The sequence below is a fragment of the Oceanicola sp. D3 genome (assembly GCF_006351965.1).
Taxonomy (GTDB): Bacteria; Pseudomonadota; Alphaproteobacteria; order Rhodobacterales; family Rhodobacteraceae; genus Vannielia.
Genome location: NZ_CP040932.1, coordinates 1,277,550 through 1,304,346 on the forward strand (window position 1 = coordinate 1,277,550; position 26,797 = coordinate 1,304,346).

Sequence of the window (26,797 nt, forward strand, 5' to 3'; positions counted from 1 at the left end):
TGCAATGTCCTATCGGTGCGCCAAACCTGAAGCAGCCATCTGCGCATCCGCAGCGAATGCACCCTTTGTCCCGCAAAGCCGACGCTGACACAGACTGCGCCCGGTGTCTGGTTCGGGTCGTGAAGTGCGTGGGGACCGGGGCGGGTTTGCGCGGCGTGGAGTATCGACGCGGTTCAGGAAATGCATAGGGTCGCGTCGGTTTCGTATGGCATTCGAGACTCGGGCAGCCGGGCGGCGTGGGCGTGTGATAGTGTGCCGGAAGTTGACCTGCGGGTGAGGCCCCCAACGCCCTGCCACGACGCGGAAACTCCCACGCCACCGCGATTTGCCCCGCACAGAGAAAGGCCCGGCGCCTCAGGTGAGGGCCGGGCCTTTTGTGCAAGTGAGTGAGCCCGCGCGGCCCCGAACGGGCACCGCGCCGGGTGTTGGCTTAGTTGGTGCAGGGGATCGGCTGCTCGATCACCTCGGCGCCCTTGCGGACTTTGGTGGTGCAGACCTTTTCCACTTCGACCTGACGCACTTCCTTGTCCTTGATGCCCAGAAGGCTCTTCTGGTCGACTTCGATATCGGCAGAAACGGTGTCATCTTCTGCGCCAACGAGCGAGAGCGTAAGCCGCCCGGTGCTCTGCGCCTGGGCCAGGGCAGCCACCTGATCGGGCCGGACCGCGACGGTGACGGTTCGGGCGATCGACGGGCTGCTGTAGCCTTCGTCAGAGGTCTGGTCGACGGCGATGAGCTTGATGCTGGTGTCGATAAGCTTGGTCGCCTCGCGGCCGTTGATCGAGCCGGTCCAGTATACATCGACCCGGTCGCCGGGGCGCAGGAAGCCCGAGACGCCTGACGTGCGGTCGACCTTGATGGCGAAGGCGCGCATGCCCTTGCCGAGACGCGAGGTCAGGCCAGCATCTTCGCCCGGCTCGGTCACTTTGGATTTCAGCACCGGTTCGAATTTGTTCATTGCAGTGATGACGGTGCGCGGGTCTTTTCCGACCGGAAAGAGCTCTTCCATCTCAAGGTAGTGGCCAGCGGGCAGGCTGTCTTTTTGCCAACGGATTGACACTACATCTTCTGGCAGGATGCGCTCGCCGTAGGCTTTATCCTTTTTCACCACGATCACGTTGACCGTGGGCTTTGCTTTTTGCTGCGCTGCGATCAGCGCGTTGCGTTCGGCGGTGGTTTTGGCGAGGTAACCCTGCGCCATGTAGACAGCGAAACCTGCCAGCGCGACCCCGATGATCAGGACCAGTCCGAAAACCAATCGCATGGTTTTTCCTTTCTCACTTGCCACGGGTCGGGGGGAGGCGGATGAGCCCCACGCGCCGCCCGCGAGTCAAACTTGCTCGTGGCTCCGTTGTCGTTGAGGAATTTGGCAAGATCGGGGCGCGGCGACGGCGGCAGTATGGAATGTTGGAAAAAAGGAAACGCCGGCCTGTGGCCGGCGATGATTGCCTCGATCCGGCTTCGCGGATCGGACCGCTCCTGAGCGGCGAAATCAGTCCCGCAGGACTGAAATGGCGCCAACCTTGTTTCCCAGGCTGGTGGAGTGATTGATGGCCCCATCCTTGAGGATGAGCGCCACTGTTACGCCAAGAACGGCCATCGCCCCCGTAAGCACCACCCAGTCCACTGTAACGGCGCCATCGTCTTCGCGTGCAAAAGTCGCAATCAAGTTTCGCATGTTTTCATCCACTCAGGTCAGCCGGCATTATCGCCGTGTAATAGCTCGGTGCCCTTCCCAGTCTCTAGCCTGCCAAGCGAATGTGGCACGATTGGGAATTGAGAAAGGCCTTTGTGGGATAAAGACCGGCCCTGGCGAGCTTGCACCCGGGGCAGGCACACACAAAAGAAAACCGCGCCTTCCGTGGAAGACGCGGCTAACTTCAGACCTTGCGGTCGGCTTAGTAGGTGCCGACGCTCTGGCCTTCGAGGGCGCTCGAGATCTTGCCGGACAGCGAGGTCACGCCGTTCGAGACGGAGGCGAGGACTGCGATGCCGAGGCCAACGATGGCGGCGGTCAGCACAACCCAGTCAACGGTCACAGCACCGTCTTCGTCGTTGCGGAAGTTTTTGATCATGTTGAACAGTTTCATAGTATATCCCTCCAAGGATTTTCGCTCGTTTCCAGTGTTTACCTTGTCGGATCATTTCGGACCGGCCTCTGAAATGGCCCAATCCCCGTCTCGGTATGGCTGCTAATTAGCCCGTCGAATGGGGCATGAATTTGGCGGGGTTCGTACAATTTTGGAGCGGTGCAGAAAATCGCGTTAAAACTTGCTAAGATGCTGCTTTATAATGATAAAAAGGTTAATAAAGGGTGTGCAGGGACGCCGGATTGAGGATGAACTGCGGCAAAATCACCGCGTCCTCTGGCGTTTGTTTCCTGCCGGGTAGCCTTGTGAGCCGGTTTTTGCGAGGCTCGGGCAAAACGACAAAACGTCTATTGAGCAGGAAAGGCGCGAAACATGCGTCAACAAGTTATGGCCGCTCTGGCCTTGGCAGGGGTTTGCCTCTGCGGGCCGTTATATGCGGAGGGCGCGGGGCGATACCCCGATTTCACATTCAAGCGCGTGAAGGCGGGCAAGGGGCTGCCCGGTAAACGGATCACCGTGCAGATCGACCCCAAGGCGCAGGCTGAGTATATAGCCGCGCTTCCCAAGCCTGATGCCAAGGACAGCGCCGAGCCTGCGGTGGCCAAGGAAGGCGAGGGCGAGGTGGTGACGGCCAGCGTGGCCCCCACGGCTTTGCCGAATGCGCCGGCCTATGGCTGGTTTTGGACGGAGATTTCGCCGGAGCTGAGCGCGAAGGGCCCTGGGCGGCTGGATGCGGCGGTGCAGATGCTGACGCGCGGCCCGGACGGCAAGACGGTGAAGGCCCCCCGGCTGGCACATATGAAGAAGATCTCCGACAAGTACGGCTCCGAGATTTTGAAAGCGACGATCGGCACCGATGTGTCGCCCGCGCTGGTGCTGGCAGTGATCGGAATTGAGAGCTCGGGCAAGGTGAAGGCTGTGAGCAGTGCCGGGGCGCAGGGGCTGATGCAGCTTATGCCCGACACGGCTGCCCGCTTTGGCGTGACCGACAGCACCGATCCGGTGCAGAACATCAAGGGCGGCGTGGCCTATCTCGACTTCCTGATGAAGGAGTTTGACCGCGATCCGCTGCTGGTGCTGGCCGGCTATAATGCGGGCGAGGGCGCGGTGAAGAAGAACAGCGGCGTGCCGCCCTATGCCGAGACCCGCGATTACGTACCCAAGGTGCTGGCCGCCTGGACGGTGGCGCGGGGCCTGTGCCTCACCCCGCCGCAGCTGGTGAGCGACGGTTGCGTCTTTGCCGGAGGGTAAGCGGGGTGAGCGATGCCAAGCCGCTGGTGCTGGATGTCGACGGCACCTTTCTGAAGACCGATCTGCTGCTGGAAAACTTCTGGGCCGGGTTGGGGCGTGATCCGCTGCGCACGCTGGCGGTGAGCTTTGCCCATTTCCGGCGGCCGGAAAAGCTGAAGGCCGCGCTGGCCGATATTGCGCCGGTGCGGACCGATCTGATGCCGGTGAACGATGATATCCGCACGCTGGCAGAAAGCTCTGCCGCTGCGGGCCGCGAGGTGGTGCTGGCCTCGGCCTCCAACGAGGCGTTGGTGCGGCAGGTGGCGCAGGATCACGGCCTGTCGTCGCGGATCTTTGCCTCGACCGGCGAGATCAACCTGAAGGGCGCCGAAAAGGCCCGCGCGCTGGTGGAGGCCTATGGCGAAGCCGGGTTTGACTACGCGGGCAACGCGCCGGTGGATGCCAAGGTGTGGGACCACGCCGAAAACGTCATCATGGTGGGCGAACAGCCCTCGGTGGCCGCAAGGCTGGCCGAGAAGGGCCGCAATGTGGTGACCTATGGCGGCGGCTGGCGGCTGGCTGACCTGATGAAAGCGCTTCGCCCGCATCAGTGGGTCAAGAACGTGCTGCTGCTGTTGCCGATGATCGCCGCGCATGCGTTCACCCTTGCCACGTTGCTGCCGGTGCTGCTTGGCATCGTCGCCTTCTCGGCTGCGGCCTCCTCGATCTATATCGTCAACGATCTGCTCGATCTGGAGGCCGACCGGCTGCATAAGACCAAGTGCCGCCGCCCCTTTGCTGCAGGCACCGTGCCAATCGGGGTGGGTATGATCATCGGCGGGGCGCTCGGCCTTTGCGCGCTGATCCTTGCCGCCGCGCTCAACTGGGCCTTCTTCGGGATCGTGGTGCTTTATATCCTCACCTCGCTGGCTTATTCGCTGAAGCTCAAGCGGATGCGCTGGGTGGATATCGTGGTGCTGGCCTCGCTTTACACCATTCGCGTCATTGCCGGGGCTGCCGCGGGCGAGGTGGCGATTACCACGGCAATGCTGGTCTTTGTCTTTCCGGTTTTCATCACGCTGGGCTGTGTGAAACGGATCACCGAACTGGCCAAGGCGGAGGGGGACGAACGCCTGCCGGGCCGGGGCTATGGGCGGCCTGACCGGCATGATTTGCTGAACGTGGCCGGGATAGGCGTGTTTGGCGCGATGCTGATCTTTTTCATCTACACGCTCTCGCCGCAGGCCAAGGCGCTTTACCCCGACCGCTGGCTGCTGTGGGCCGCCATGCCCTTTCTCGCCCATTGGCTCATCCGCATGGTGCGGATCGGCTGGCAGGGGAAGATGGATTATGACCCCATCGTCTTTGCCGCGCGGGACCGGGTGGGGCTGGGGGTGATGCTGTTCACCATGTCGCTGATGTTCTGGGCGGCGGGCCTCTGGCAGCAGTGGTTCGGCGGGTAGGCAGGGCGGGGCTCATCCGTCCTTAGAGACGTCTTCGCCCCGGTGCGGTGCCACGCCCAAGCAAGGAGGGGCCGCAGGCTGCGAAAAGCGGTGCTCTCAGCGCGCCCCGTCGCTGAATTGCACCAGATCCCAGAGTGTGCCGTAAAGATCACGGAACACGGCGACAGTGCCGTAAGGGGCCTTTTTGGGGGCGCGCTCGAAGGTGACGCCCTTGGCCTTCAGGTCTTCATAGTCGCGCACGACGAGGGCGATGTGGGCGATGGATTGGGGCGTCAGAGGCGGGCCAGAAGCTCGGCCTTCTTGGCCTCGAACTCGGCGTCGGTGAGGATGCCGTTGGCCTTGAGCGCGGCCAGCTTTTCGATCAGGGCGATGATGGTGTCGCTGTCGGCGGGCGCGGGGGCTGCGGACGTTGGCGGGGTGGGCTGTGCAGATTGCTCGGCCATGGGGGCAGAGGGTGTGATGGGGGCTTCCGGTTGGGCAGCCGGGGCTTCGGCTTCAGGCTCCGGTGCCTCTGCCTCTGCCGCGCCACTGGCGACCTTCTTCAGGTCGGCCAGGCGCACGAGGCCGTGCTGGCTAGTGAAGGTCAGCGACTGATCGCCGCTTTGCTGTTGGCCGACGCCGGAGATCTGGTGGTCGGCGGTGTCATAAACCTCGACCTTGCCGTTCAGCTCAATGGCGAGCCTGCGGGTGGCGGGGAAGACGGCGTAGCGCATGTTGTTTTGCGCGCCCTGCGAGGAGGGTGCGCCGAGTTCTTCCGGCCAAGCGGATGAGGCCGCGCCGCCGGAAACGAAGAGGCTGGTGCCGTGGCTCTGACTTTGGCTCTGGCTGGCGGCGGGGCGCTGAAAGGTGCCGCTCTGCTGGAGCAGCGCGGAAAGATCGGCGCAGAGGCCATCGACCTGCGCCTTCAGCGCGTTGTTGAACATGTCGCCCACCATGGTCATCCCGCCCTGCGACCATTGCCCCATGCCGCCCAGCTCGGGGTGGTTGAACTGGGCCTGCGTGCCTTGCCCCTGCACCAGCGCGAAAAGCAGCGCCTCGGCGGCGCCGGGGGAGACGCCGTGGCGGGCGGCGATTTCGGCGGTGGCTTTCTTGCCGTCTTCGGTGAGGGCAGACATCGGGGGCTCCAGTGCTGGCGGGGTGAGTCCGGCCTAGCAGCTAGGGCCCGCGCGGGCCATCGGATAGCGCTCAGACCGAGAGTTTTTTGAAGATCGGCTCGGGGACGGAGCGGATGATGGCCATGATGTAGCGCCAGAAGAAGGGGGTGTAGAGCACGTTGCGGCCCTTGCGAGCCTTCTTGAGCATGTGGGCGGCGACCTGCGCGGGGGAGGCGACGAGGAACATGCCTTCGACATCCCATGTCATCGCCGTGTCGACGAAGCCGGGTTTCACCGTCATCACATGCACGCCGGAGCGCCCCAAGCGGTTGCGCAGGCCGGAGAGATAGGTGGCGAAGCCCGATTTGGCGGCGCCGTAGACGTAGTTGCCGATGCGGCCTCGGTCGCCCGCCACGGAGCCGACGCCGATGACGATGCCCTTGCCGCGTGCCTCAAGCCGAGGCGCGAGCAGTTGCAGGAAGCGGGCGGGGCCGGTGAAACTGTCGGTCACCGTGCCGTCAATCAGGGAGGGGTCTTCGTCGATGGCGTCTTGCGGCGGCATAGAGCCGACGAAGACCGCTGCCGAGAGCGTCTCATCGCCTGCCAGCTCTTCGGCCCGGGCCAGCAGCGGCGCGAAGGTTTCAGGATCGCGGGCATCGAAGCGGACGGCGATGGCGCGGGGCGCACCGCGCAGGGCGAGGTCGGTGGCCTGCGCCTCGAGGTCGGCCATGTCGCGGCCTGCGAGCACGAGGTTTGCGCCCTCACCCGCCAGTTGGCGGGCCATGGCGCGGGCCATGGAGGAGGTTGCGCCGAGGAGAATCCATGTTTCGGTCATTTGGCGTTCCTCAGGTTCAGGCGTTTTGTCAGGTCGGTCTCGAAGGCGTGGTCCGGGTCCACCCCGTTCACCGTCTCGGCCCAATCGGTTAGCTCGGGATACATGGCGGGCATGTCCTCAGCCCGGGCCACGCTGTCTTTTGCAAAATAGATCCGCCCGCCGGCGGCCTTGGCCTCTGCGATCAGCTCGGAGATCAAGCCTCGGGTGCCCGGTCGATTGCGGAAATCGACGGCGAGCGTGTAGCCCTCCATCGGAAAGCTCAGGTGCCCGGCGCGGCCGGGGCCCATGCGCTTGAGCACCGCGAGGGGCGAGGCGAGGCCGGAGCCTGCGATGGCGTCGAGCATGGTGCGCAGCGTGGCGCGAGCGGTGAGGGGCACGACGCATTGGAACTGGTGGAAGCCCTTCTTGCCGTAGAGCTTGTTCCAGTCGTGGATGCGGTCGAGCGGGAAGAAGAAATCGTCAATCGGTTTGACGAGGGTGCGCCCGGTTGAGGGCACGCGGTTGTAATAGCTCTTGTTGAAGAGGCGCACGATGGGGGCGGAGAGCGCCCACCCCGGCGCGTTGAAAGGCACCCGGCGGCCGCGTTTGGCGGGGGGCACGAGGCCTGCGCCGGTTTCTCCCTCTTCGAGGATGCCGCGCCCGAGGGCCTCGCCTGTCGCCGTCGCGTCGATCCAGCCGACGGTGTAGGTGGCCTCGGAGGTGTCGAGCAGGTCGAGGAAGGCCTCAAGATCGTCGGCCCGGCGCTCGGTGACCATCATCACATCGACCTTCGCGCGCAGAAGTTTGAGCTTGGCCGAGGCGATGGGGCCGGTTTGCCCGAGTCCGCCGACGGTGGCCTTGAAGAGCGGATCGTCGGGGGTGAGCACCTTGCCGGAGGCGAGGGTGATCTCTGCCACATGCTGGCCGAAGCTGCCTGCGCCGTGGTGGTTTTTGCCGTGCACATCCATCGCGATGCACCCGCCGACGGTGGCGAAGCCGGTGCCGGGCATGACGGCGGGCAAAAAGCCGCGCGGGGCGAGGATGCGGGCGAGATCGGCGATGGTGATTCCAGCCTCGACCTCGATCAGCGCATCGGCCTCGTCGAAGAACAGGATCTTGTCGAGCCGGGTCATGTTTATGGCGCGGCCTTCGCTCACCAGCGAAGCGTCGCCGTAAGAGCGCGAATTGCCGATGGCCGGAGCCTGCGTTGCAAGTTTGCCAAGGGCGCTGCTCCGCTCGGGGCGGGCCAGCTCGCCGGTGGCCGAGAGGACGCGGCCCCAGCCTGTCCAGGTGTCTTTTTTCCAGCTCATGCGTGTGCCTTGGCTTTTGCTTTGAGAGAGGCCCGCTCGGCGAAGGGGAAGACCAGAAGGCCGATGCCGATGGCGAACCAGAGGGTTGTGACGCGGATGATGGCGGTGGCGGGCACCGACACTTCCAGCGGGATGCCGTGGAGCCCGAGCAGCGCGATCATCGCTGCTTCGGCCCCGCCCACGCCGCCGGGGGCCCCGGTGAGGCCGCCTGCGAGGGTGGAAAACACGAAGATGGCCACGGCGGAGAAAAAGCCGATGTCGGCGCCCATCCACATCAGCAGCAGGTGGAAGGCGTAGCCCTCGGCGACCCATCCGGCGAGGCCCAGCGTGAGCGAGCCTGCGATGACCGGCGCGGTGGAGAACTGCTTGAGCGAGCGCGCGGCGGTGCGGATGCGGGCAAAGAGCCGGGGCAGCCAGCCGGTGGCGCGGTAGCAGAGGGTGACGAGCGCGGTGAGCAGGGCAGGGCGTGTGGCGACCACCGCAGCGGCCAGCGCCAGCGCGGCCACGGTGACGGCCCCCTTGATGCCCATGGCGGACAGCGAAAGGGCAACGGCAAGGATGAGGCCCATCGCGGCAAGGTCGGAGGCGCGATCGACCAGCACCAGCGGGGCGGAGCGGGTGAAGGGCCAGCCCGCCTCGCGGGAGATCCAGCGCATCCGTACCAACTCGCCCACCCGGCCCGGTGTTGCCGTCATCGCGAAACCGCCGAAGAAGTGGCGCATGCTGGCGCGGAGATCGAGGGCGATGCCGAGGCGGCGGGCGAAGAGATGCCAGCGCAGGCCACGGAAGAGATAGTTGACGAGGGAGAGCGCGAGCAGCGCGGCCAGTTGCAGCGCCGAAAGCTGCATGACCTGCTCCCAGCTTTCCTGCCATCCGCCCGCAAGGGCGAGGCCGAGCAGGCCGAGGGCGAAGAGGCCAAGCAGGAGCAGCACAAAATACATCTCGCGCCCCACGCGGGGTGTGGCGCGGCGTTTGGTGCCGGAGGTATTGCTGCTCGTTGCCATTGTCATTGCTCGCTCGGGTAGCAACAGAATAGGGCGATAATGTGAAGTTGTTTCCAAATTCACAACGGTAGAACGGAAAAGGGCCACCCGATGTGGGGCGGCCCTTCTGGCAGTTGGTTTTTTGGCCCCCGGAGGCCCCTCGTCGCGGCTGCGAAGGGGGCCGGGTGGGCCGATGCGCCGGTGCTAGGAGACGATGGTGGCCTCGGTCGCGGCGCGCAGCTCTTCTTCGGTGACGCCATCGGCGAGTTCGACGATCTTCAGCCCGCCCTTGACCACGTCGAGCACGCCGAGGTTGGTGATGATCCGATCAACCACGCCGGTGCCGGTGAGCGGCAGGGTGCATGCCTTCAGCACCTTGCTGTCGCCATGCTTGTTCTGATGGTCCATCACCACGATGACGCGGCCGACACCGGCGACGAGATCCATCGCGCCGCCCATGCCCTTCACCAGCTTGCCGGGGATCATCCAGTTGGCGAGATCGCCGTTTTCGGCCACTTCCATCGCGCCGAGGATCGCGGCGGCAATCTTGCCGCCCCGGATCATCCCGAAGGAGGTGGCGCTGTCGAAGTAGCTGGTGCGGCTGAGTTCGGTGATGGTCTGCTTGCCGGCGTTGATCAGGTCCGGGTCTTCCTCGCCCTCGAAGGGGAAGGGGCCCATGCCAAGCATGCCATTCTCGGATTGCAGGGTGATATCCTTGTCGCCGACGTAATTGGCCACAAGGGTCGGAATGCCGATCCCGAGGTTCACGTACCAGCCGTCTTCAAGCTCATCCGCCGCGCGGGCGGCCATTTGGTTGCGATCCCACCCTTTTGTTTCGCTGGGCATCATGCTTCCTCCCGCTTGCGCGTTGTGCGCTGTTCGATCCGTTTTTCGTGCTCGCCCTGAATGATCCGGTGGACGTAGATGCCGGGCAGGTGGATGTGGTCGGGGTCGATGGAGCCGCGCGGCACGATCTCTTCCACCTCGACCACGCAGGTCTTGCCGCACATGGCGGCGGGCGGGTTGAAGTTGCGCGCGGTCTTGCGGAAGACGAGATTGCCGGTGTCGTCGGCCTTCCAGGCCTTGACGATGGAAAGATCGGCGAAGATGCCCTCTTCGAGGATGTAATCCTTGCCGCCGAAGTTTTTCACCTCTTTGCCCTCGGCAATCACGGTGCCAACGCCGGTGGCGGTGTAGAAGCCGGGAATGCCAGCGCCGCCGGCACGCATCCGCTCGGCCAGGGTGCCCTGCGGGTTGAACTCCAGCTCAAGCTCGCCGGAGAGATACTGGCGCATGAATTCGGCGTTTTCGCCGACGTAGGAGCTGAGCATCTTCTTGATCTGCTTGGTGTCGAGCAGCTTGCCGAGGCCGAAGCCGTCCACCCCGCAGTTGTTGGAGGCGATCGTCAGATCCTTGGTGCCGGCCTCTACGATGGCGTCGATCAGCAGCTCGGGGATGCCGCACAGGCCGAAGCCCCCGGCGGCGATCGTCATGCCGTCGAACAGGAGGCCGTCGAGCGCCTCTGCCGCGGAGCCATAGACTTTTTGCATGGTGTCTCCTCTGGATGTCGTCCCCTCGTTTTCACGCCGCGCCGGGCGGGAGTCAATGAAACTTATGCTGCGCTGCGGCAGGGTGGGGCGTTGGGGGAGGCGGTGGCGCGGTGGCTTTGCCGGGGCTGTGGCGGGCAGATGTGCCGGGCTATTCAGCGGCTTCGGGCGCCTCTCCGCGGGCCGCGCGTGCGACGCGCCGTTCCAGAATGTCGAGGCCGTAGCCCACGACCAGCCCGGCAAATCCCCAGACCAGCAGCACGCCGACGGCAAAGCCCGCCAGATGCGCGATGGTCATCGGGTGGCCTGCGTTCACGCTGTCGACGTAGGCATTTGCCACGCGCAGCAGGCCATAGACCATGGCTGCGATGGGAAAGAAGATCTTGGGCCGCACCCAAGAGAGGATTCCGTCGAACATCTGCGCATCTCCTGCTCGTCGAAAACAGGGTTAATTCCGGTTTCGGGCAGCAGGGGCGCGAGATTGGGGAAATACCGTGGCGAAGGCTATTTCTTCGCCGCGGTTTTCTTTGCCGGGGCCTTCTTGGCGGCAGGCTTCTTGGCCGTTGTTTTCTTGGCTGTCGCCTTCTTTGCTGCAGGGCGCTTCTTGCCCTTCTGCGCGGCCTTCTCGGCAATCAGCTCAACGGCGGCATCCATGGTAAATTTCTCGGGGTCTTCGCCCTTGGGCAGAGTGGCGTTGATCTTGTCCCATTTCACGTAGGGGCCGTACTTGCCCTCCATGATTGCCACGACGCCACCGGCCTCGGGATGTTCGCCCAGCTCACGGAGGGTTTTCGCGGCGCCGCGCCCGCCCCGGGAGGCGACCTTTTCGGCCAGAAGCTGCACCGCGCGGTTCATACCGACTTCCCAGACCTCGTCGAGCCCTTCGAGGTTGGCATTGGTGCCGCCCCGATCCGACGTGCTTTCGGCGTGCTTCAGGTAGGGTCCGTAGCGCCCGATGTTGGCCCAGACGTTCACGCCATCTTCGGGGTGGGTGCCGATCAGGCGGGGCAGGGCCAGCAGCTTGACGGCGGTGGCCAGCTCAAGCTCTTCGGGCTTCCATTCCTTGGGGACCGACTGGCGCGGGGGCTTCTTGTTGTCTTCCGTCACCTCGCCGCGCTGGACGTAGGGGCCAAAGCGGCCCTTCATCACCCAAATCTTGTCGCCGCCATCCTCGCCCAGCAACTTGCCCTCGGGCGGGATCGCGCTTTTCTCGGCTTCCGGATCGGGCGGGCCGAAGGGGCGGGTGTAGCGGCACTCGGGGTAGTTGGAACAGCCGATGAAGGCGCCGCCGGAGCGGGCGGTGCGCATCGAGAGCCGGCCCTTGCCGCAATGAGGGCAAAGGCGGGGGTCGCCACCCTCGGGGAGCGGGGGAAACAGGTGCGGTTCGAGCACCTCGTTGATCTTTTCCAGCACCTCGGTGATGCGCAGCTCGGAGGTCTCTTCGATCGCGGCTTTGAAATCACGCCAGAAGGAGGCAAGCACCGCTTGCCACTGGGCGTCACCGGCGGAAATCTCGTCGAGCTCTTCTTCCAGCTTGGCAGTGAACTCATAGCCCACGTAGCGGCGGAAGTAGTTGGACAGAAAGGCAATAACCAGCCGGCCCTTGTCTTCGGGGATCAGGCGGTTCTTGTCTTTGCGGACATACTCACGATCCTGAATCGTGGTGACAATTGAGGCGTAGGTGGAGGGGCGGCCGATGCCCAGCTCTTCCATCCGTTTCACCAGCGTGGCCTCGGTGTAGCGGGGCGGGGGCTGGGTGAAGTGCTGCTCTGGGGTGATCTGCTTTTTGCCCGCGGCTTCGCCCTCGGAAACCTGCGGTAGGCGGCGGTCGTCATCATCCACCACCTCGTCGTCGCGGCCCTCTTCGTAGATCTTCAGGAAGCCGTCAAAGAGCACCACCTGCCCGGTGGCGCGCAGCTCAACCTGCCCATCGGCGCTGCCGACGGTAACAGTGGTGCGCTCGAATTTGGCGGAGGCCATCTGGGAGGCCAACGTGCGCTTCCAGATCAGATCATAGAGCCGGGCCTGCTCGGGTTCGAGGTTCAGGGCCTTGGAATCCTTGGTCATATCCGTGGGGCGGATACACTCGTGGGCTTCCTGCGCGTTCTTGGCCTTGTTCTTGTAGATGCGCGGCTCGCCCGGAACGTAGTCTTTGCCGAAGCGCTCGCCGATGGCTTCGCGCGCCGCCGTCACGGCTTCGGGGGCCATGTCGATGCCATCTGTCCGCATGTAGGTGATGTGCCCGGCCTCGTAGAGACGCTGGGCGGTGCCCATGCAGGCGCGGGCGCCCATGCCGAACTTGCGGCTCGCCTCCTGCTGGAGCGTGGAGGTCATGAAGGGCGGCGAGGGGTTGCGGGTGTTGGGCTTGGCCTCGACCGATTTGACGGTGAGGTCACGCGAATTGATCGCCTGCACCGCCAGCTCGGCGGCGGTTTCGTTTTCGATGTCGTAGCGCTCAAGCTTTTTGCCACCGAGCACGGTGAGGCGGGCCTCGTAGGTTTGGCCGCGCGGCGTGTCGAGCAGGGCCTTCACGCTCCAGTATTCACGGGCGCGGAAAGCCTCGATCTCCATCTCGCGCTCGACGATGAGGCGCAGGCAGACCGACTGGACGCGGCCTGCGGAGCGCGCACCGGGCAGCTTGCGCCAGAGCACGGGGGAGAGGTTGAAGCCGACGAGATAATCGAGCGCGCGGCGGGCGAGGTAGGCCTCGACCAGCTCCATATCGACCTGGCGCGGGTTGGCCATGGCCTCGGTCACCGCATCCTTGGTGATGGCGTTGAAGGTCACGCGCGACACCGGCGTATCTTTCTTGATCGCCTTGCGCTTGGTCAGAGCCTCCTGCAGGTGCCAAGAAATCGCCTCGCCCTCGCGGTCGGGGTCGGTTGCGAGGATGAGCGCGTTGTCATCCTTCAGGGCGTTTGCGATGGCGGCCACGTGCTTTTTGCTGTCGGAGGCCACCTCCCATTTCATCTCGAACTCATGCTCGGGGTCCACCGAACCGTCCTTTGGGGGCAGGTCGCGCACGTGGCCGTAAGAGGCCAGAACGGTGTAATCGGAGCCCAGATATTTGTTGATTGTCTTGGCCTTGGCGGGGGACTCGACAACGACAACTGGCATGGGTGGCCTTTCGGGGCTGGGGGGTGACTCGGACTGGCGCGCAACATGTGGGGGCTGTTGCCGCCTTGTCAATGGAGCCATTCACGCCCCGCGCCGAGCCTTCGCGCGGGCGCGCGTGGAGGCGGCAAAAATCACGCAGTCTTTATGATGAGCCCGCCGGGCTGACGGGTGATCTGGCCGTCGAGCTCCAGTGAGAGCAGGTTTTCAGAGAGGCGCTGGGCGGGCACGGAGAGATCGCGGGCGAGTTGATCTTCGGCCACGGGAGCGGGGCCGATGAGGCCGAGGATGCGGGCGTGGAGGGCGCGGGTGCTGGCCGGGCTTCGGCGGGGCGGCTGGGGCAGGTCGGCGGGTGCGGGGGCCGGGGCGGATGCGGATTGGGGGCGGGGCGCGGCCTGCGGGCCGAGGGCTTCGATCACGTCATCCGCGCCGCGCACGAGGGTGGCCCCGTCGCGGATGAGCAGGTTGCAGCCCGAGGCGCGGGCATCAAACGGGTGGCCGGGCACGGCGAGCACCTCGCGGCCCTGATCCAGCGCCATGCGGGCGGTGATCAGGCTGCCCGAGCGGGCCCCTGCCTCGACCACCACCACGGCGCGCGACAGGCCGGAGATGATGCGGTTGCGCTTGGGGAAGTGGCGGGCCTGCGGCTGGAGGCCGGGCGGCTCTTCGGACACAACGAGGCCACCCTCGGCGATCTGCGCCATCAGGGCGGCGTTTTCCTGCGGGTAGGTCACATCCACCCCGCCCGCAACCACGGCGATGGTGCCGCCCTCCAGCGCCGCCTTATGCGCCTCGGTATCCACGCCGCGGGCGAGGCCGGAGGCGACCACATGGCCAGCCTTGGAGAGTTCGGACGACAGCCGGGCGGCCATGCGGCGGCCGAGCGAGGAGGCGTTGCGCGCGCCGATCACGGCGAGGGTAGGCTGGTTGAGCAGGGTGAGGTCGCCCTGAGTCCAGAGCAGGGGTGGGGCATCGGGCAAATCGCGCAGGGCGGTGGGATAGTGTGGCTCGCCTGCGGCGATGAGGCGGGCACCGGCGCGCTTGCCGGCGGCCAACTCGCGGGCGGCGAGATCGTGGGGGAAGGGCTGGTAGCTGCGGACACCGGCGGCGGCGGCAACCTCTGGCAGCGCGGCAAGCGCGGCCTCGGCGGTGCCATGCTCGGCCATCAGCCGGTAGAAGGTGGTGGGCCCCACCCGCCGTGAGCGCAAGAGACGAAGCCACGCCAGCCTATCTTCTTCCGAGGTGGGTGGTGCGAGGGGGGGTGGGGAAGAAAACAAATCCACGCCAACGTCGCTCCGTCTGCTTGCAGGATTGGTTTTAGACTTAAGTGGTTAACTGGCCCTTAACGCGCCGTGAGATTCTGGGCGGAAATGAGAAATTTCTCTCTGCCCCGCCGCTCGGTCTTGATTTTGTGGCTGTATATTAGAGCGTTAGAGGCGCCCGCCCGGAATGCTCGGCGTCTTCCGGGCGTTGTCTTGCCAAAATGGGCCCGCTTCGGGCAGCCAAACTGCCCGAAACAGGGTTAATGCGGCGAACTCACCCCGCCGCGCCGCCCACCGTCAGCCCGCCGATCCTGAGCGTGGGCAGGCCCACACCCACCGGCACCCATTGGCCCGCCTTGCCGCAGGTGCCGATCCCCGGATCGAGCGACATGTCATTGCCGATGGCGGTGATGTTCTTCAGCGAGGTCGCCCCGTCGCCGATGAGGGTGGCCCCCTTTACCGGCGCGCCGACCTTGCCGTTTTTCACCCGGTAGGCCTCGGTGCAGGAAAACACGAACTTGCCGGAGGTAATATCGACCTGCCCGCCGCCGAAGCCGACGGCGTAGAGGCCATCTTCGAGCCCGGAGAGGATGCTCTCGGGGCTCTCGGAGCCGCCCAGCATATAGGTGTTGGTCATCCGGGGCATCGGTGGGTGGGCGTGGCTTTGGCGGCGACCGTTGCCGGTGGCGGGAACGCCCATGAGGCGGGCGTTCTGTCGGTCTTGCATGTAGCCCACGAGCACACCGTCTTCGATGAGCGTGGTGCGCGACGATGGCGTGCCTTCGTCATCCACCGAGATCGAGCCGCGCCGGTCGGGGATGGTGCCATCATCCACCACGGTCACGCCTGGCGCGGCCACCTGCTGACCCATCAGACCGGCAAAGGCGGAGCTGCCCTTGCGGTTGAAATCGCCCTCCAGACCGTGCCCCACGGCCTCGTGCAACAGGATGCCCGGCCAGCCGGGGCCGAGCACCACGTCCATCGTGCCAGCAGGCGCGGGCTCGGCAGAGAGGTTGACCAGCGCGATTCGGAGCGCCTCGCGGGCGGCGGGCTGCCACATCGCCGGGTCGATCAGCCCGCCGAGCGCCACGCGCCCGCCGCCACCGTGGCTGCCGCTTTCGCGCCGCCCGTTCTCTTCAACGATGAGCGACACGTAGATGCGGGTCATCGGCCTTGTGTCGGACACCTTGGTGCCGTCGGGGCGCAGGATGACCACCTCTTGCAGCGCCGCCGAAAGAGAGGCCGAGACCTGCACAACGCGGGGATCAAGCGCGCGGGTGAAGGCGTCTATCTCGGCGAGTGTGTCGATCTTTACGGGAAATTCGACACCTTCGATCGGGTCGGAATCATCATAGAGCTTGCGGTTGGTGGCCTGGGGGCCGGGCGCAAGAACGCCGCCGCCGTCGCCCACGGCGAGCCGCGCCGTCTCGGCGGCGCGCAGCAGGGCCTTCTCGGAAAGTTCGGTGGAATGGGCATAGCCTGAGGTTTCGCCCTTCACGGCGCGCAGACCGAATCCCTCCGACGCATCGAAGCTTGCTGTCTTTACCCGGCCATCCTCGAACACGAGGTTTTCGGAAGCGCGGCGCTCTAGGAACAGCTCGCCATCATCTGCGCCATCGGTCGCCGCACGCAGCGCCCGAAGGGCTGCGGCTTCGTCGAGGCTTGTTTCAAAGGGGCGGAAGCTGCTGGACATGGTATCTCCAAGGGTGATTTTTGCGGGTCACGCGCCACATTGCCGCGCTGGAACCGCTTGAGCGATCTGACGTAATATGGTTTGAGACGCGCGAAGGAACAACGGGTGGCCCCGCGAACGCCACCCCGCAGACGCGCTTCATGACAAGCGAAGGGACGTGCCGATGAAGATTTTCAAGCTCCTTGCCGCCGTGACGACCGGCCTGATGATGGCGTTTTACGGCCTTGCCGCCCACGCCCAGGACGGGATTGAGGGGCTCGAAACGATCGGGAAGCCCCATGAGAAGGGGATTGACTGGCAGCCCGCCGCCACCGAGCTGGCGCGTGACATTCACTGGCTGGAAGGCATGGTGAACGTGATCATCATCGCCATCTCGCTTTTCGTGGTGCTGCTGCTTGCGATCATCATCCTGAAATTCAACAAGAAGGCCAATCCGACGCCTGCGAGCTTTACTCACAACACGCCGCTCGAAATCGCGTGGACGCTGGGACCGATTTTGATCCTCGTCTTTATCGGGGCCTTCTCGCTGCCGGTGCTGTTCAAGCAACAAGAGATTCCGGAGCCGGAGCTGACCATCAAGGCCACCGGATACCAGTGGTACTGGGGCTATGAGTATCCCGAAGAGGGAATCGCCTTTGATGCGCTGATGCTTCAGCGCGACGAGCTGGCCGACTATGGCTACGCCGAGGACGAGTATCTGCTGGCCACCGACAACGCGATGGTGATTCCGGTGGATACGGTTGTCGTCGTCCGGGTGACCGGCGCGGACGTGATCCACTCGTGGACAGTGCCGGCCTTTGGTGTGAAGCAGGATGCCGTGCCGGGCCGGACCGCCGAGCTGTGGTTCAAGGCCGAGCGCGAGGGCGTTTACTTTGGCCAGTGCTCCGAACTGTGCGGCAAGGACCACGCCTATATGCCGATCACCGTGAAGGTGGTGAGCAAAGAGGCCTATGCCGCGTGGCTGGAGATGGCCACCGAGGAATTCGCCGGGATCAAGCCTTCGGTGAAGGTGGCTTCGGCCGACTGATCAGTTACCGGGCAGCCAAGCTGCTGCCCGGCCACTTGCTACTGCGCGGGCGATGCGAACAGGGCCCGCTAGGGAGGCAGACGATTTGAGCGACGTGAATGCATATGAGCGCACGGAAGAGCCGGGCTTCGGGGACTATGTTGCCCTGATGAAGCCGCGGGTGATGTCGCTTGTGGTCTTCACCGCCATGGTGGGCCTGCTGGTTGCGCCTGTGCCGGTGCATCCGTTTATTGCCTTCACCTCCATCCTCTTCATCGCCATCGGGGCCGGGGCCTCTGGCGCGCTGAACATGTGGTGGGATGCGGATATCGACGCGGTGATGAGCCGCACACAAAAGCGCCCGATCCCCGCCGGGAAGATCCAGCCGGGTGAGGCGCTGGGCCTTGGCGTCGCCCTGTCGGGCCTCAGCGTGATGATGCTGGGCCTCGCGGCCAACCTCGCCGCTGCGGCGCTTCTGGCCTTCACCATCTTCTTCTACGCCGTGATCTACACGATGATCCTCAAGCGCTGGACGCCGCAGAACATCGTGATCGGCGGCGCTGCCGGGGCCTTCCCGCCGATGGTGGGCTGGGTTGCCGCCACGGGCTCGGTTAGCCTTGAAGCCGTGCTGATGTTCGCCCTCATCTTCTTTTGGACGCCGCCGCACTTTTGGGCGCTGTGCCTGTTCATGAAGTCGGATTATGCCGACGCCAAGGTGCCGATGCTCACCGTGACCCACGGGCATGACGCAACGCGCTGGCAGATCTTCATCTATACCATCGTGCTGGCCGCTTCGGCGATTGCGCTGGGCTTCACCTCCATCGCCGGGCCGGCCTACATTGCCACCGCACTGGTGATGAACGCGCTCTTTGCCAAGGGGGCGTGGCACATTCTGCGGCGGAGCACCGAGGCTGCGCAGGCGGATGGCTACAAGGTGGAAAAGAGCTTTTTCAAGCTGTCGCTGATCTATCTGGCGCTGCATTTCGGGGCCCTGCTGGCTGACGCCGCCTTGCGGGCGCTGGGCGTGATCGGGGGTGCGGCATGATCCGGGCGGAACACGAGATTCACCAGCGGCGGCTGGGCCGGAACGTGGGCGTTGCGATTTCGCTGATTGCGCTTGTGGTGATTGTTCTGGGGCTGACCTTTGTGAAGGTGACCCGGGGTGGCATTGGCGCGATGGAAGGGTTTGACCATGCGGTTCGCCCGGCGATGACCACGCCAGAGGCGGGCAACTGATGGCCGGGCCCGAGCAGAAACCCGAGCAAAAGAACGCTCGCGTGGCGCTTTATGCCGTGGGCGTTGTGGTGTTCATGGGCGCGATGGCCTGGGCGGCGGTGCCGTTTTACAACTGGTTCTGCAAGGTCACGGGCTACGGCGGCACCACCTCGGTGGCCGAGTCGGGCAGCGATGTTGTGCTCGACCGCGAGATCACCGTGCGCTTTGACGCCAATATCGAGGCCGACATGGAGTGGCAGTTCAAGCCGGTGCAGCAGAAGATGACCCTGCGGATCGGCGAAACGGGCCTGGCCTTCTACGAAGCCTACAACCCGACCGACCGGCCCATTGCTGGCCAAGCCACCTACAACGTTGCACCCTTCGTGGCGGGCGGCTACTTCGACAAGATCGACTGCTTCTGCTTTACCGAGCAGGTGCTGCAGCCCGGCGAGCGGGTGCAGATGCCGGTGAGCTTTTATGTTGACCCGGAGATTGTGAATGACCGCGATGCGAAGTTCACAAACTCGATCACCCTGAGCTATACCTTTTACGAAATCGACCTGCCCGAAGAGCAGGCAGCCCTTTCGCCCAACGCGTCCGACCCGGCGCCGCGGGCCAACTGACCTGAATACAGAGACCGTCCGAGGAACCAAAGATGGCCCACGAAAAGAACCACGACTACCACATCCTGAACCCCTCGATCTGGCCCTTCGCCGGTGCGGTCGCGGCCTTTGTGATGCTCTTCGGGGCGGTGCAGTGGATGTCTCCGCAGGTTGAAAACAACCAGCCCTGGATTTTCCTGCTGGGCTTTGTTGGCGTGCTTTACGTCATGTTTGCCTGGTGGTCCGAGGTGGTGGACGAGAGCCAGGTGGGTGACCACACCCCGGTTGTTGCCATCGGCCTGCGCTACGGCTTCATCCTGTTCATCATGTCGGAGGTGATGTTCTTCGCCGCGTGGTTCTGGAGCTTCTTCAAGCACGCGATGTATCCGATGAACCCCGACATTGATCAGGCCCCCGCCGTCGATGGCGTTTGGCCGCCGGTGGGCATCGAAACTTTCGACCCGTGGCACCTGCCGCTGATCAACACTCTGATCCTGCTTTGCTCGGGCATGGCCGCCACATGGGCGCACCACGCTCTGGTGCATGAGAACAACCGCAAGGCCATGGCCGAGGGGCTGGTCCTTGCGGTGGTGCTGGGACTGATCTTCACCGTGCTCCAGGCCTACGAGTACAGCCACGCGGCCTTCGGCTTCGCAGGCAACATCTACGGCGCCAACTTCTTCATGGCGACGGGCTTTCACGGTGCGCACGTTGTGATCGGCACGATCTTCCTGTTCATCTGCTACCTGCGCCTGCGCGCCGGGCACTTCACGCAGGAGAAGCACGTGGGCTTCGAGGCTGCCGCTTGGTACTGGCACTTCGTGGACGTGGTCTGGCTCTTCCTCTTCGCCGCGGTCTACATCTGGGGCGGCTGAGCGGATGGTGGGCAGATTGCCCACCCTACGGAATACGGAGCGCGGGCTGGAGACGGCCCGCGTTCGGCTTTGAAGGACACCCCATGCGCTACCTCTTCCCGGCCATTCTCGGCATCTGCGGCATCGCCATTCTGGTGAGCCTCGGAACGTGGCAGCTGCGGCGGCTGGCGTGGAAAGGGGCGATGCTGGCGGATATCGACGCCCGGATCACCGCCGCACCGGTTGCGGTGCCCGCCGCGCCCGACCCGGAGGCCGACCGCTTTTTGCCGGTGCAGGCCGAGGGCACGCTGGGCGGACAGGGGATAATGGTGCTGGCCTCGATCAAGCAGGTGGGGGCGGTGCATCGCTTTGTTACCACGCTGACCACGCCGGAGGGCCGGGTGCTGCTGGTGGACCTCGGCTATCGCAAGGTAATCTCGGCGGATGCCTCCTTTCCGCAGGGCGCGGTCACGGTGACGGGCAACCTGCATTGGCCGGATGAGGTGGATGGCTTCACCCCCGACCCGGAGGGCGCGCTGTGGTTTGCCCGCGATGTGCCCGCCTTGGCCGAGGCGCTGGGGGCGGAGCCGCTGCTGATTGTTGCCCGCGAGGTGCGGCCCGGCTCCACCATCACCCCGCTGCCTGTCAGCTCCGTGGGCATTCCGAATGACCACCTCGGCTACGCGGTCACATGGTTTGGCCTCGCGCTGGTGTGGCTGGGGATGACACTTTTCCTGATGTGGCGTATCAAGCGCCGCACCGCCTGAAGGACTTCCAATGCGCTATATCTCCACAAGGGGCCAGGCCCCGGTTCTGAGCTTTGAAGATGCCATGCTGACGGGCCTCGCCCGCGACGGTGGCCTCTACCTGCCCGAGACCGTGCCGAGCATGAGCGAAGGCGAGATCGCGGCGCTGGCCGGGGTGAGCTACGAAGAGGCGGTGGCGCGGGTGATTGCGCCCTTCATCGGTGACGCGCTCGGCTCGCCGCAGGAGGTGGAGGCGCTGATCGGGCGGGCCTATGCGGGCTTTGGCCACCCGGCGCGGGCGCCACTGAAGCAACTGGCGGACAATCACTTTTTGCTGGAGCTGTTCCACGGGCCGACGCTGGCCTTCAAAGACTTCGCCATGCAGCTCATCGGCCAGATGTTCCAGACCGTGCTGAAGCGCAACGGGCGCAAGATCACCATCGTGGGGGCGACCAGCGGTGACACCGGATCGGCGGCGATCGAGGCCTTTGCGGGGCTCGACAATGTGGATGTGTTCATCCTTTTCCCGCATGGTCGGGTGAGCGAGGTGCAGCGGCGGCAGATGACCACGCCGGAGGCGGCGAACGTGCATGCGCTGGCCGTTGATGGCGATTTTGACGATTGCCAAGGCATGCTGAAAGAGATGTTTGCCGACTTCAGCTTCCGCGACGAGGTGGGGCTTGCCGGGGTGAACTCGATCAACTTTGCCCGGGTTCTGGCGCAGATCGTGTATTACTTCACTTCCGCCGTGGCGCTGGGTGCCCCGCATCGGAAAGTAAGTTTTGCCGTGCCCACGGGTAATTTTGGCGACATCTTTGCGGGCTTTTTGGCCAAGCAGATGGGCCTGCCGATCGACCGGCTGATCGTGGCCACCAACCAGAATGACATTTTGCACCGCTGCCTTGAGACCGGCGACTATGCCAAGGCGGGTGTAAAACCCTCTATCTCGCCGTCGATGGATATCGAGGTGTCTTCCAACTTCGAGCGGGCGCTGTGGTTTGCCTATGGCAAGGACGGTGCGGCGGTGGCGGCGCTGATGGATGAACTGAAGGCGGGCAAGTTCCGCGTGAGCGAGAACGCCATGGGCGCGCTGACCGAGCACTACAGCTCGGGGCGGGTGAGCGAGGACGAGACCCGCGCGGAGATTGACCGCATGTTCAAGGAAACCGGCGAGGTGATCTGCCCGCATACGGCAGTCGGCACGCGGGTGGCCCGCGACCACCTTGGCGCGACGCCGCTGGTGACGCTGGCCACCGCCCACCCGGCCAAGTTTCCGGCGGCGGTGGAGGAGGCCTGTGGCATCCACGCTGCCCTTCCCAAGCGCATGGCCGACCTATATGACAAGTCGGAACGGGTGACCCGGGTTGAGAACGACCTTGGCGCCATCGAAGCTCTCATCAGGGAAAGGCGGTCTGCGTGAGCGTGCAAATCGACAGGCTTGGCAATGGAATGCGGATCGTCACCGAGGCGATGCCGGGGCTGGCGAGTGCCTCCTTGGGCCTGTGGATCAACGCGGGCGGGCGGCATGAGCGGCCCGAGCAGAACGGGATTGCCCACTTTCTGGAGCACATGGCCTTCAAGGGCACGGCGCGGCGGAGCGCCTTGCAGATTGCCGAAGAGATCGAGGATGTGGGCGGCTATATCAACGCCTACACCGGGCGCGAGATGACGGCCTATTACGCCCGCGTGCTGGAGGCCGATGTGCCGCTGGCACTGGATGTGATTGCCGATATCGTGCTGGAGCCCGCCTTTGACCTGAGTGAGATCGAGGTGGAGCGCGGGGTGATCCTGCAAGAGATCGGGCAGGCGCTGGATACGCCGGATGATATCATCTTCGACTGGCTGCAGGAGGCCGCCTATCCCGAGCAGGCGATGGGACGCACCATCCTTGGCCCGCCTGAGCGGATTCAGGCCTTTGGCCGGGGCGACCTTGCGGGCTTTGTGGCCGAGAACTATGGCCCGGAGCATTTGGTGCTGGCGGCGGCTGGCGCCGTGGATCATGACCAGATCGTCCGGCTTGCCGAGAAGGCCTTTGGCCACCTCACCCCCCGCCCGCGCCGGGTGGAGGAGGGCGCCCGCTTTGTGGGTGGCGAGTATCGTGAGATCCGCCCGCTGGAGCAGGTGCATTTTGCCATGGGGCTGGAAAGCCCCAACTACCGTGACCCCGACATCTACACCGCACAGATCTATGCCAGCGCAATGGGTGGCGGCATGTCTTCGCGGTTGTTTCAGGAACTGCGGGAGAAGCGGGGCCTCTGCTACTCGATCTATGCGCAGGCCGGGGCCTATGGCGACACCGGGCTGATGACGATTTACGCGGGCACCAGCGGTGATGACATTGCCGGGCTGTCCGAGGTGGTGATCGACGAGCTGCGCCGTGCGGGCGATGACCTGAGCCACGCCGAGCTGGAGCGTGCGCGCAACCAGCTCAAGGCCGGGCTGTTGATGGGGCTGGAAGGCCCGAGCAGCCGCGCCGAGCGGATGGCGCGAATGGTGACGATCTGGGATCGGGTGCCCTCGACGGCGGAGACGGTGGAAAAGATCGACGCGGTCACGCTGGACGATCTGCGCCGCTTTGGCACGCGTCTTGCCTCGGATGCGCCGGCGGCGCTTGCGCTTTATGGCCCTGCCGAGGGTGCCCCCGGCCTGTCGGGCTTGAAGGAGCGCTTGGCAGCCTGATGCGGCTGGGGCGGCGAAAGGTTCGGGTCGATACGCCGCGCCTGTTGCTGCGTCCGCCCGCGCATGGCGATTATCGCGACTGGAGCGACTTGCGGCTGCAGAGCCGGGAGTTTCTAACGCCCTGGGAGCCGACCTGGGCCAGCGACCACCTTTCGCGCAAGAGCTTTACCAACCGGGTTTACTGGGCGCAGCGCGCGATTGGCGGCGGTTCGGCGGTGCCGTTGTTCTTGTTTGCGCGGGACGGCGAAGCGCTGCTTGGCGCGATCACGCTGGACAACATCCGCCGTGGCCCGGCGCAATCGGGCACGCTGGGATATTGGGTTGGCGAGCCCTACAAGCGGCGGGGCTACATGCGCGAAGCCATTGAGGCGGTTGTGCATTATGGCTTTACGGTGCTTGACCTGAGCCGCATCGAAGCCGCCTGCCTGCCCGAAAATGCCGCCTCGCGCGGCGCGCTGGAGAAATGCGGCTTCAAATATGAAGGCGTGGCGCAGAGTTACCTCCAGATCAACGGGCGGTGGCGAAATCATGTGCTTTACGCCAATTTGCGCCGCGATCGCCGGGGGCGGACGGAGGCGGGGGCATAAACTTTTCGTGGGGGCGGTTCGGCGCGGGAATTTTGCGCTAGCCTTGGCCGCAGGAGGCCGCGCCCATGCTCAGACCACTCTTCGCCCTTGCAGGCCTCATCGCCTGCGCCAGCTCCGCCGCCGCGCAAGACAGGCGACCCTCGCACTGCATTGCCTTGGCGCAGAACACGCCGGGGATGGCCTATGTGCAAAAGGCCGCCTGGGCCGATCCGGTGGAAGAGGATGCAGTGCGGATCACCTATGTCGATCACTCGGTTTACGTGATCCAGACGGCGGGCGGGCTGGCGGTGGCGACCGACTACAACGGCTACCTCGGCCCGGAAGACTTTGTGCCGGATGTTGCCACGATGAACCATGCGCACAGTTCACATTGGACACCCAACCCCGACCCGCGCATTCCCCATGTGCTCAAGGGGTGGGGCGATGCCGAGGGGCCTGCGGATCATCATCTGGACCTCGGCGAAATGCTGGTGCGCAATGTGCCGACGGACATCCGGCAGGGCTTTGGCGGGACCGAGGAGGATGGCAACTCGATCTTCATTTTCGAGGTGGCGGGCCTTTGCATTGGCCACCTTGGGCACCTGCACCATGAGCCCAACGCCGAGCAATACGCCGCGCTGGGGCGGCTGGATGTGGTGATGGCGCCGGTGGATGGGGGCATGACGGTGGACATTGCCACCATGCAGCGGATCGTCAGCCGGTTGCGCTCGTCCATCGTGCTGCCGATGCACTGGTTTTCGGGCTATTCGCTGGAGCAGTTTCTGGAGGGCATGGCGGGAGAGTTCGCGATCGACCGGCGCATTGGCAGTTCGTTAACCGTGTCGCTCCGAGACCTGCCATCGCGGCCCACCATCGTGGTGCTGCAGCCTGTTGTGCTCTCTGGCTTCGATTGAATTTTGCGCCGAGCCGTGCGTAATGGCTCTCATGTTGAATGATGCGACCCCCGACATTGTAGAAACCTTCCGCGCGGCCCTGCCAGAGGGCGTGGTGCGCGGCGTGGAGCAACGTTACCTCGAAGAGCCGAGAGACAGGTTAACGGGGCGCGCCGGGGCGGTGCTGTGCCCTGCATCGGTGGAAGAGGTTTCGGCCATCTTGCGGCTGGCTTCGGCGCAGCGGGTGGGCGTGGTGCCCTATGGCGGCGGCACCGGGCTGGTGGGCGGACAGGTTGCGCCGGAAGGGCCGGTGCCGCTGGTGCTCAGCCTTGAGCGGATGACGGCGGTGCGCGGCATTTGGCCCGAAGAGGGCGTGATGACCGTGGAAGCGGGCGCGATTTTGCAGGATATTCAGGGAGTTGCGGAAGATGCCGGGCGGCTCTTTCCGCTCTCGCTGGCAAGCGAGGGGACGGCGCGGATTGGCGGGCTTTTGGGCACCAACGCGGGCGGTGTGAACGTGCTGCGCTATGGCAATGCGCGGGAGCTGTGCCTTGGGGTTGAGGCGGTGCTGGCCGATGGGCGGGTGATGTCTGGCCTGAAACGGCTGCGCAAGGACAACACCGGCTATGATTTGCGCAACCTGCTGATTGGGTCCGAGGGCACGCTGGGGGTGATTACCGCCGCGTCCTTGCGGCTGTTTCCACGCCCCTCGGATGTGTCGGCAGCGGTGCTGGAGGTGGCCAGCCCGGCGGCGGCACTGGAGCTGCTGGGGCGGGCGCAAGCCCTTGCGGGGCAAGCGATTTCGGCCTTCGAGCTGATCGCGGCGCAGGGGCCGGAATTTTTGGTCGAGCACCTGCCGCAGGTGCGCTTGCCTTGGGCCGAGGTGCCCGAATGGAGCGTGCTGATCGAGATCGGCACCTTTGGCGGGCAGAGCGCGCAGGAGCTGCTGGAGCAGGTCTTTGCGGAGGGCTTTGAGGCCGGGCTGGTGCGTGATGGTGTGGTGGCGGCGAGCGAGGGGCAGCGGGCCGAATTTTGGGCGATGCGGGAGGCTTTGCCGGAGGGGAACCGGAAGGTTGGGTCGGTGGTGTCGAACGATATTTCACTGCCGCTGAGCCGGGTGCCGGAGTTCATTGAGCAGGCGGGGCAAGCGATTGGAAAGACAGGGGATTTCAGGATCAACTGCTTTGGGCACCTGGGCGACGGGAACCTGCATTACAACGTGTTTCCGGGGGCGGGCAAGGCGCGGGGGGACTACCCCGAGAGCGCCTATGAGGAGCTGAAAGACATTATAAATCAGCTGCTTGCAGATATGGACGGCTCCTTCAGCGCCGAGCACGGCCTGGGGCGGGCGAAGGTGGGGGATCTGGAGCGCTGGGGCGATCCGGTGCGGCTGGAGATGATGCGCGCGATCAAGAAAACGCTCGATCCGCTGGGGATTTTGAACCCCGGGGCGGTTGTGCGGCAGGGGTAGGTGGCGCGGCGTTAACCCCAAAAAGCACAGGGCAACACCCTGTGCACAATCCATGCACAACCCATGCAGATGTCAGATGACATAGGCGCGGCCGATTAACGGACCGGGCGCGGGGGCTTGCCTGCGCCTGCGCCTTGGGGTAGCTGCGGCGCCTTTCGGACAGGA

The 26,797-nt window shown here is 64.8% G+C and carries 27 protein-coding genes; 13 read left to right on the plus strand and 14 right to left on the minus strand.

Annotation, left to right across the window (positions count from 1 at the left end; translation table 11 throughout):
* Window positions 1-430: 430 nt before the first annotated feature.
* From cpaB to FHY55_RS06520, 3 genes are all read right to left on the minus strand, one after another.
* Entirely contained in the window at window positions 431-1,264 is an 834-nt protein-coding gene (gene cpaB, locus FHY55_RS06510) for a Flp pilus assembly protein CpaB (protein WP_140013414.1), read from the minus strand.
* A 228-nt stretch (window positions 1,265-1,492) separates the two neighbouring features.
* Window positions 1,493-1,678, minus strand: a complete 186-nt coding sequence (locus tag FHY55_RS06515) for a hypothetical protein (protein WP_140013415.1) — start codon at window positions 1,676-1,678, stop codon at window positions 1,493-1,495.
* Between the two features lie 220 nt (window positions 1,679-1,898).
* Window positions 1,899-2,090 carry a Flp family type IVb pilin gene (locus tag FHY55_RS06520; RefSeq protein ID WP_140013416.1) on the minus strand — a complete coding sequence of 64 codons (192 nt, stop codon included), beginning with the start codon at window positions 2,088-2,090 and terminating at the stop codon, window positions 1,899-1,901.
* 372 nt (window positions 2,091-2,462) lie between these two features.
* Between FHY55_RS06520 and FHY55_RS06525 the strand changes: the two genes are divergently transcribed.
* Together FHY55_RS06525 and FHY55_RS06530 are read left to right on the plus strand one after the other, a co-directional pair.
* Window positions 2,463-3,341 (plus strand): lytic transglycosylase domain-containing protein, encoded by an 879-nt coding sequence (locus tag FHY55_RS06525; protein ID WP_140013417.1) that lies wholly within the window; start codon window positions 2,463-2,465, stop codon window positions 3,339-3,341.
* A 5-nt stretch (window positions 3,342-3,346) separates the two neighbouring features.
* Window positions 3,347-4,783 carry a UbiA family prenyltransferase gene (locus tag FHY55_RS06530; protein WP_140013418.1) on the plus strand — a complete coding sequence of 479 codons (1,437 nt, stop codon included), beginning with the start codon at window positions 3,347-3,349 and terminating at the stop codon, window positions 4,781-4,783.
* 96 nt (window positions 4,784-4,879) lie between these two features.
* On the opposite strand, the gene FHY55_RS06535 is transcribed toward FHY55_RS06530, so the two are convergent.
* The 11 genes from FHY55_RS06535 to tldD all read right to left on the minus strand — a co-directional run bounded on the left by FHY55_RS06535 (window position 4,880) and on the right by tldD (window position 16,600).
* A complete protein-coding gene (locus tag FHY55_RS06535; RefSeq protein ID WP_371707708.1) occupies window positions 4,880-5,059 on the minus strand; it encodes a VOC family protein in 180 nt (59 codons plus the stop codon).
* Entirely contained in the window at window positions 5,056-5,898 is an 843-nt protein-coding gene (locus FHY55_RS06540; RefSeq protein WP_140013419.1) for an SHOCT domain-containing protein, read from the minus strand. The genes FHY55_RS06535 and FHY55_RS06540 overlap by 4 nt, the downstream gene beginning before the upstream one ends.
* A gap of 70 nt (window positions 5,899-5,968) precedes the next feature.
* Window positions 5,969-6,712 (minus strand): SDR family NAD(P)-dependent oxidoreductase, encoded by a 744-nt coding sequence (locus FHY55_RS06545; RefSeq protein ID WP_140013420.1) that lies wholly within the window; start codon window positions 6,710-6,712, stop codon window positions 5,969-5,971.
* Window positions 6,709-8,001, minus strand: coding sequence for an FAD-binding oxidoreductase (locus tag FHY55_RS06550; protein ID WP_140013421.1), 1,293 nt, complete (start codon window positions 7,999-8,001; stop codon window positions 6,709-6,711). Before FHY55_RS06550 ends, FHY55_RS06545 begins: the two co-directional genes overlap by 4 nt.
* Window positions 7,998-9,005 carry a lysylphosphatidylglycerol synthase transmembrane domain-containing protein gene (locus FHY55_RS06555; RefSeq protein ID WP_140013422.1) on the minus strand — a complete coding sequence of 336 codons (1,008 nt, stop codon included), beginning with the start codon at window positions 9,003-9,005 and terminating at the stop codon, window positions 7,998-8,000. Before FHY55_RS06555 ends, FHY55_RS06550 begins: the two co-directional genes overlap by 4 nt.
* A gap of 183 nt (window positions 9,006-9,188) precedes the next feature.
* A complete protein-coding gene (locus FHY55_RS06560; protein WP_140013423.1) occupies window positions 9,189-9,830 on the minus strand; it encodes a 3-oxoacid CoA-transferase subunit B in 642 nt (213 codons plus the stop codon).
* Window positions 9,830-10,534 carry a CoA transferase subunit A gene (locus tag FHY55_RS06565; protein ID WP_140013424.1) on the minus strand — a complete coding sequence of 235 codons (705 nt, stop codon included), beginning with the start codon at window positions 10,532-10,534 and terminating at the stop codon, window positions 9,830-9,832. Before FHY55_RS06565 ends, FHY55_RS06560 begins: the two co-directional genes overlap by 1 nt.
* 148 nt (window positions 10,535-10,682) lie before the next feature.
* Complete coding sequence (locus tag FHY55_RS06570; protein ID WP_140013425.1) at window positions 10,683-10,949, minus strand: hypothetical protein; 267 nt, start codon at window positions 10,947-10,949, stop codon at window positions 10,683-10,685.
* An 86-nt stretch (window positions 10,950-11,035) separates the two neighbouring features.
* Window positions 11,036-13,648, minus strand: coding sequence for a type I DNA topoisomerase (gene topA, locus FHY55_RS06575; protein ID WP_140013426.1), 2,613 nt, complete (start codon window positions 13,646-13,648; stop codon window positions 11,036-11,038).
* Window positions 13,649-13,779: 131 nt separating this feature from the next.
* On the minus strand, window positions 13,780-14,871 hold the full coding sequence (dprA, locus tag FHY55_RS06580) for a DNA-processing protein DprA (protein ID WP_371707710.1): 1,092 nt from the start codon (window positions 14,869-14,871) through the stop codon (window positions 13,780-13,782).
* A 310-nt stretch (window positions 14,872-15,181) separates the two neighbouring features.
* Window positions 15,182-16,600, minus strand: coding sequence for a metalloprotease TldD (tldD, locus tag FHY55_RS06585; RefSeq protein WP_140013427.1), 1,419 nt, complete (start codon window positions 16,598-16,600; stop codon window positions 15,182-15,184).
* Between the two features lie 163 nt (window positions 16,601-16,763).
* On the opposite strand from tldD, the gene coxB reads away from it, so the two are divergent.
* The 11 genes from coxB to FHY55_RS06640 all read left to right on the plus strand — a co-directional run bounded on the left by coxB (window position 16,764) and on the right by FHY55_RS06640 (window position 26,632).
* Window positions 16,764-17,627 carry a cytochrome c oxidase subunit II gene (gene coxB, locus FHY55_RS06590; RefSeq protein WP_140013428.1) on the plus strand — a complete coding sequence of 288 codons (864 nt, stop codon included), beginning with the start codon at window positions 16,764-16,766 and terminating at the stop codon, window positions 17,625-17,627.
* 85 nt (window positions 17,628-17,712) lie between these two features.
* Entirely contained in the window at window positions 17,713-18,651 is a 939-nt protein-coding gene (gene cyoE / locus FHY55_RS06595) for a heme o synthase (RefSeq protein WP_254695437.1), read from the plus strand.
* Window positions 18,648-18,842 (plus strand): hypothetical protein, encoded by a 195-nt coding sequence (locus FHY55_RS06600; protein ID WP_140013430.1) that lies wholly within the window; start codon window positions 18,648-18,650, stop codon window positions 18,840-18,842. Before cyoE ends, FHY55_RS06600 begins: the two co-directional genes overlap by 4 nt.
* Complete coding sequence (locus FHY55_RS06605; RefSeq protein WP_140013431.1) at window positions 18,842-19,444, plus strand: cytochrome c oxidase assembly protein; 603 nt, start codon at window positions 18,842-18,844, stop codon at window positions 19,442-19,444. Before FHY55_RS06600 ends, FHY55_RS06605 begins: the two co-directional genes overlap by 1 nt.
* A gap of 32 nt (window positions 19,445-19,476) precedes the next feature.
* Window positions 19,477-20,298, plus strand: a complete 822-nt coding sequence (locus tag FHY55_RS06610; RefSeq protein ID WP_140013432.1) for a cytochrome c oxidase subunit 3 — start codon at window positions 19,477-19,479, stop codon at window positions 20,296-20,298.
* 83 nt (window positions 20,299-20,381) lie between these two features.
* Window positions 20,382-21,044 (plus strand): SURF1 family protein, encoded by a 663-nt coding sequence (locus tag FHY55_RS06615; RefSeq protein ID WP_140013433.1) that lies wholly within the window; start codon window positions 20,382-20,384, stop codon window positions 21,042-21,044.
* 10 nt (window positions 21,045-21,054) lie between these two features.
* Window positions 21,055-22,443, plus strand: coding sequence for a threonine synthase (thrC, locus tag FHY55_RS06620; protein ID WP_140013434.1), 1,389 nt, complete (start codon window positions 21,055-21,057; stop codon window positions 22,441-22,443).
* A 29-nt stretch (window positions 22,444-22,472) separates the two neighbouring features.
* Complete coding sequence (locus tag FHY55_RS06625) at window positions 22,473-23,702, plus strand: M16 family metallopeptidase (protein ID WP_371707713.1); 1,230 nt, start codon at window positions 22,473-22,475, stop codon at window positions 23,700-23,702.
* A complete protein-coding gene (locus FHY55_RS06630; RefSeq protein ID WP_140013436.1) occupies window positions 23,702-24,289 on the plus strand; it encodes a GNAT family N-acetyltransferase in 588 nt (195 codons plus the stop codon). The genes FHY55_RS06625 and FHY55_RS06630 overlap by 1 nt, the downstream gene beginning before the upstream one ends.
* A 65-nt stretch (window positions 24,290-24,354) precedes the next feature.
* Window positions 24,355-25,182 carry an MBL fold metallo-hydrolase gene (locus FHY55_RS06635; RefSeq protein ID WP_140013437.1) on the plus strand — a complete coding sequence of 276 codons (828 nt, stop codon included), beginning with the start codon at window positions 24,355-24,357 and terminating at the stop codon, window positions 25,180-25,182.
* Window positions 25,183-25,213: 31 nt separating this feature from the next.
* Complete coding sequence (locus FHY55_RS06640) at window positions 25,214-26,632, plus strand: FAD-binding oxidoreductase (RefSeq protein WP_140013438.1); 1,419 nt, start codon at window positions 25,214-25,216, stop codon at window positions 26,630-26,632.
* Window positions 26,633-26,797 lie beyond the last annotated feature (165 nt).

Bases quoted from the DNA above. Each gene is read 5' to 3' on its own strand.
- FHY55_RS06615 (WP_140013433.1), top strand. From the start codon at position 20,382: ATGCGCTACCTCTTCCCGGCCATTCTCGGCATCTGCGGCATCGCCATT.
- FHY55_RS06515 (WP_140013415.1), bottom strand. From the start codon at position 1,678: ATGCGAAACTTGATTGCGACTTTTGCACGCGAAGACGATGGCGCCGTT.
- FHY55_RS06540 (WP_140013419.1), bottom strand. From the start codon at position 5,898: ATGTCTGCCCTCACCGAAGACGGCAAGAAAGCCACCGCCGAAATCGCC.
- thrC (WP_140013434.1), top strand. From the start codon at position 21,055: ATGCGCTATATCTCCACAAGGGGCCAGGCCCCGGTTCTGAGCTTTGAA.
- FHY55_RS06525 (WP_140013417.1), top strand. From the start codon at position 2,463: ATGCGTCAACAAGTTATGGCCGCTCTGGCCTTGGCAGGGGTTTGCCTC.
- FHY55_RS06520 (WP_140013416.1), bottom strand. From the start codon at position 2,090: ATGAAACTGTTCAACATGATCAAAAACTTCCGCAACGACGAAGACGGT.
- FHY55_RS06640 (WP_140013438.1), top strand. From the start codon at position 25,214: ATGTTGAATGATGCGACCCCCGACATTGTAGAAACCTTCCGCGCGGCC.
- FHY55_RS06605 (WP_140013431.1), top strand. From the start codon at position 18,842: ATGGCCGGGCCCGAGCAGAAACCCGAGCAAAAGAACGCTCGCGTGGCG.
- FHY55_RS06600 (WP_140013430.1), top strand. From the start codon at position 18,648: ATGATCCGGGCGGAACACGAGATTCACCAGCGGCGGCTGGGCCGGAAC.
- topA (WP_140013426.1), bottom strand. From the start codon at position 13,648: ATGCCAGTTGTCGTTGTCGAGTCCCCCGCCAAGGCCAAGACAATCAAC.
- cpaB (WP_140013414.1), bottom strand. From the start codon at position 1,264: ATGCGATTGGTTTTCGGACTGGTCCTGATCATCGGGGTCGCGCTGGCA.
- FHY55_RS06555 (WP_140013422.1), bottom strand. From the start codon at position 9,005: ATGGCAACGAGCAGCAATACCTCCGGCACCAAACGCCGCGCCACACCC.
- FHY55_RS06550 (WP_140013421.1), bottom strand. From the start codon at position 8,001: ATGAGCTGGAAAAAAGACACCTGGACAGGCTGGGGCCGCGTCCTCTCG.
- FHY55_RS06560 (WP_140013423.1), bottom strand. From the start codon at position 9,830: ATGCCCAGCGAAACAAAAGGGTGGGATCGCAACCAAATGGCCGCCCGC.
- FHY55_RS06630 (WP_140013436.1), top strand. From the start codon at position 23,702: ATGCGGCTGGGGCGGCGAAAGGTTCGGGTCGATACGCCGCGCCTGTTG.
- FHY55_RS06565 (WP_140013424.1), bottom strand. From the start codon at position 10,534: ATGCAAAAAGTCTATGGCTCCGCGGCAGAGGCGCTCGACGGCCTCCTG.
- tldD (WP_140013427.1), bottom strand. From the start codon at position 16,600: ATGTCCAGCAGCTTCCGCCCCTTTGAAACAAGCCTCGACGAAGCCGCA.
- FHY55_RS06570 (WP_140013425.1), bottom strand. From the start codon at position 10,949: ATGTTCGACGGAATCCTCTCTTGGGTGCGGCCCAAGATCTTCTTTCCC.
- coxB (WP_140013428.1), top strand. From the start codon at position 16,764: ATGAAGATTTTCAAGCTCCTTGCCGCCGTGACGACCGGCCTGATGATG.
- FHY55_RS06635 (WP_140013437.1), top strand. From the start codon at position 24,355: ATGCTCAGACCACTCTTCGCCCTTGCAGGCCTCATCGCCTGCGCCAGC.
- FHY55_RS06625 (WP_371707713.1), top strand. From the start codon at position 22,473: ATGCGGATCGTCACCGAGGCGATGCCGGGGCTGGCGAGTGCCTCCTTG.
- FHY55_RS06610 (WP_140013432.1), top strand. From the start codon at position 19,477: ATGGCCCACGAAAAGAACCACGACTACCACATCCTGAACCCCTCGATC.
- FHY55_RS06545 (WP_140013420.1), bottom strand. From the start codon at position 6,712: ATGACCGAAACATGGATTCTCCTCGGCGCAACCTCCTCCATGGCCCGC.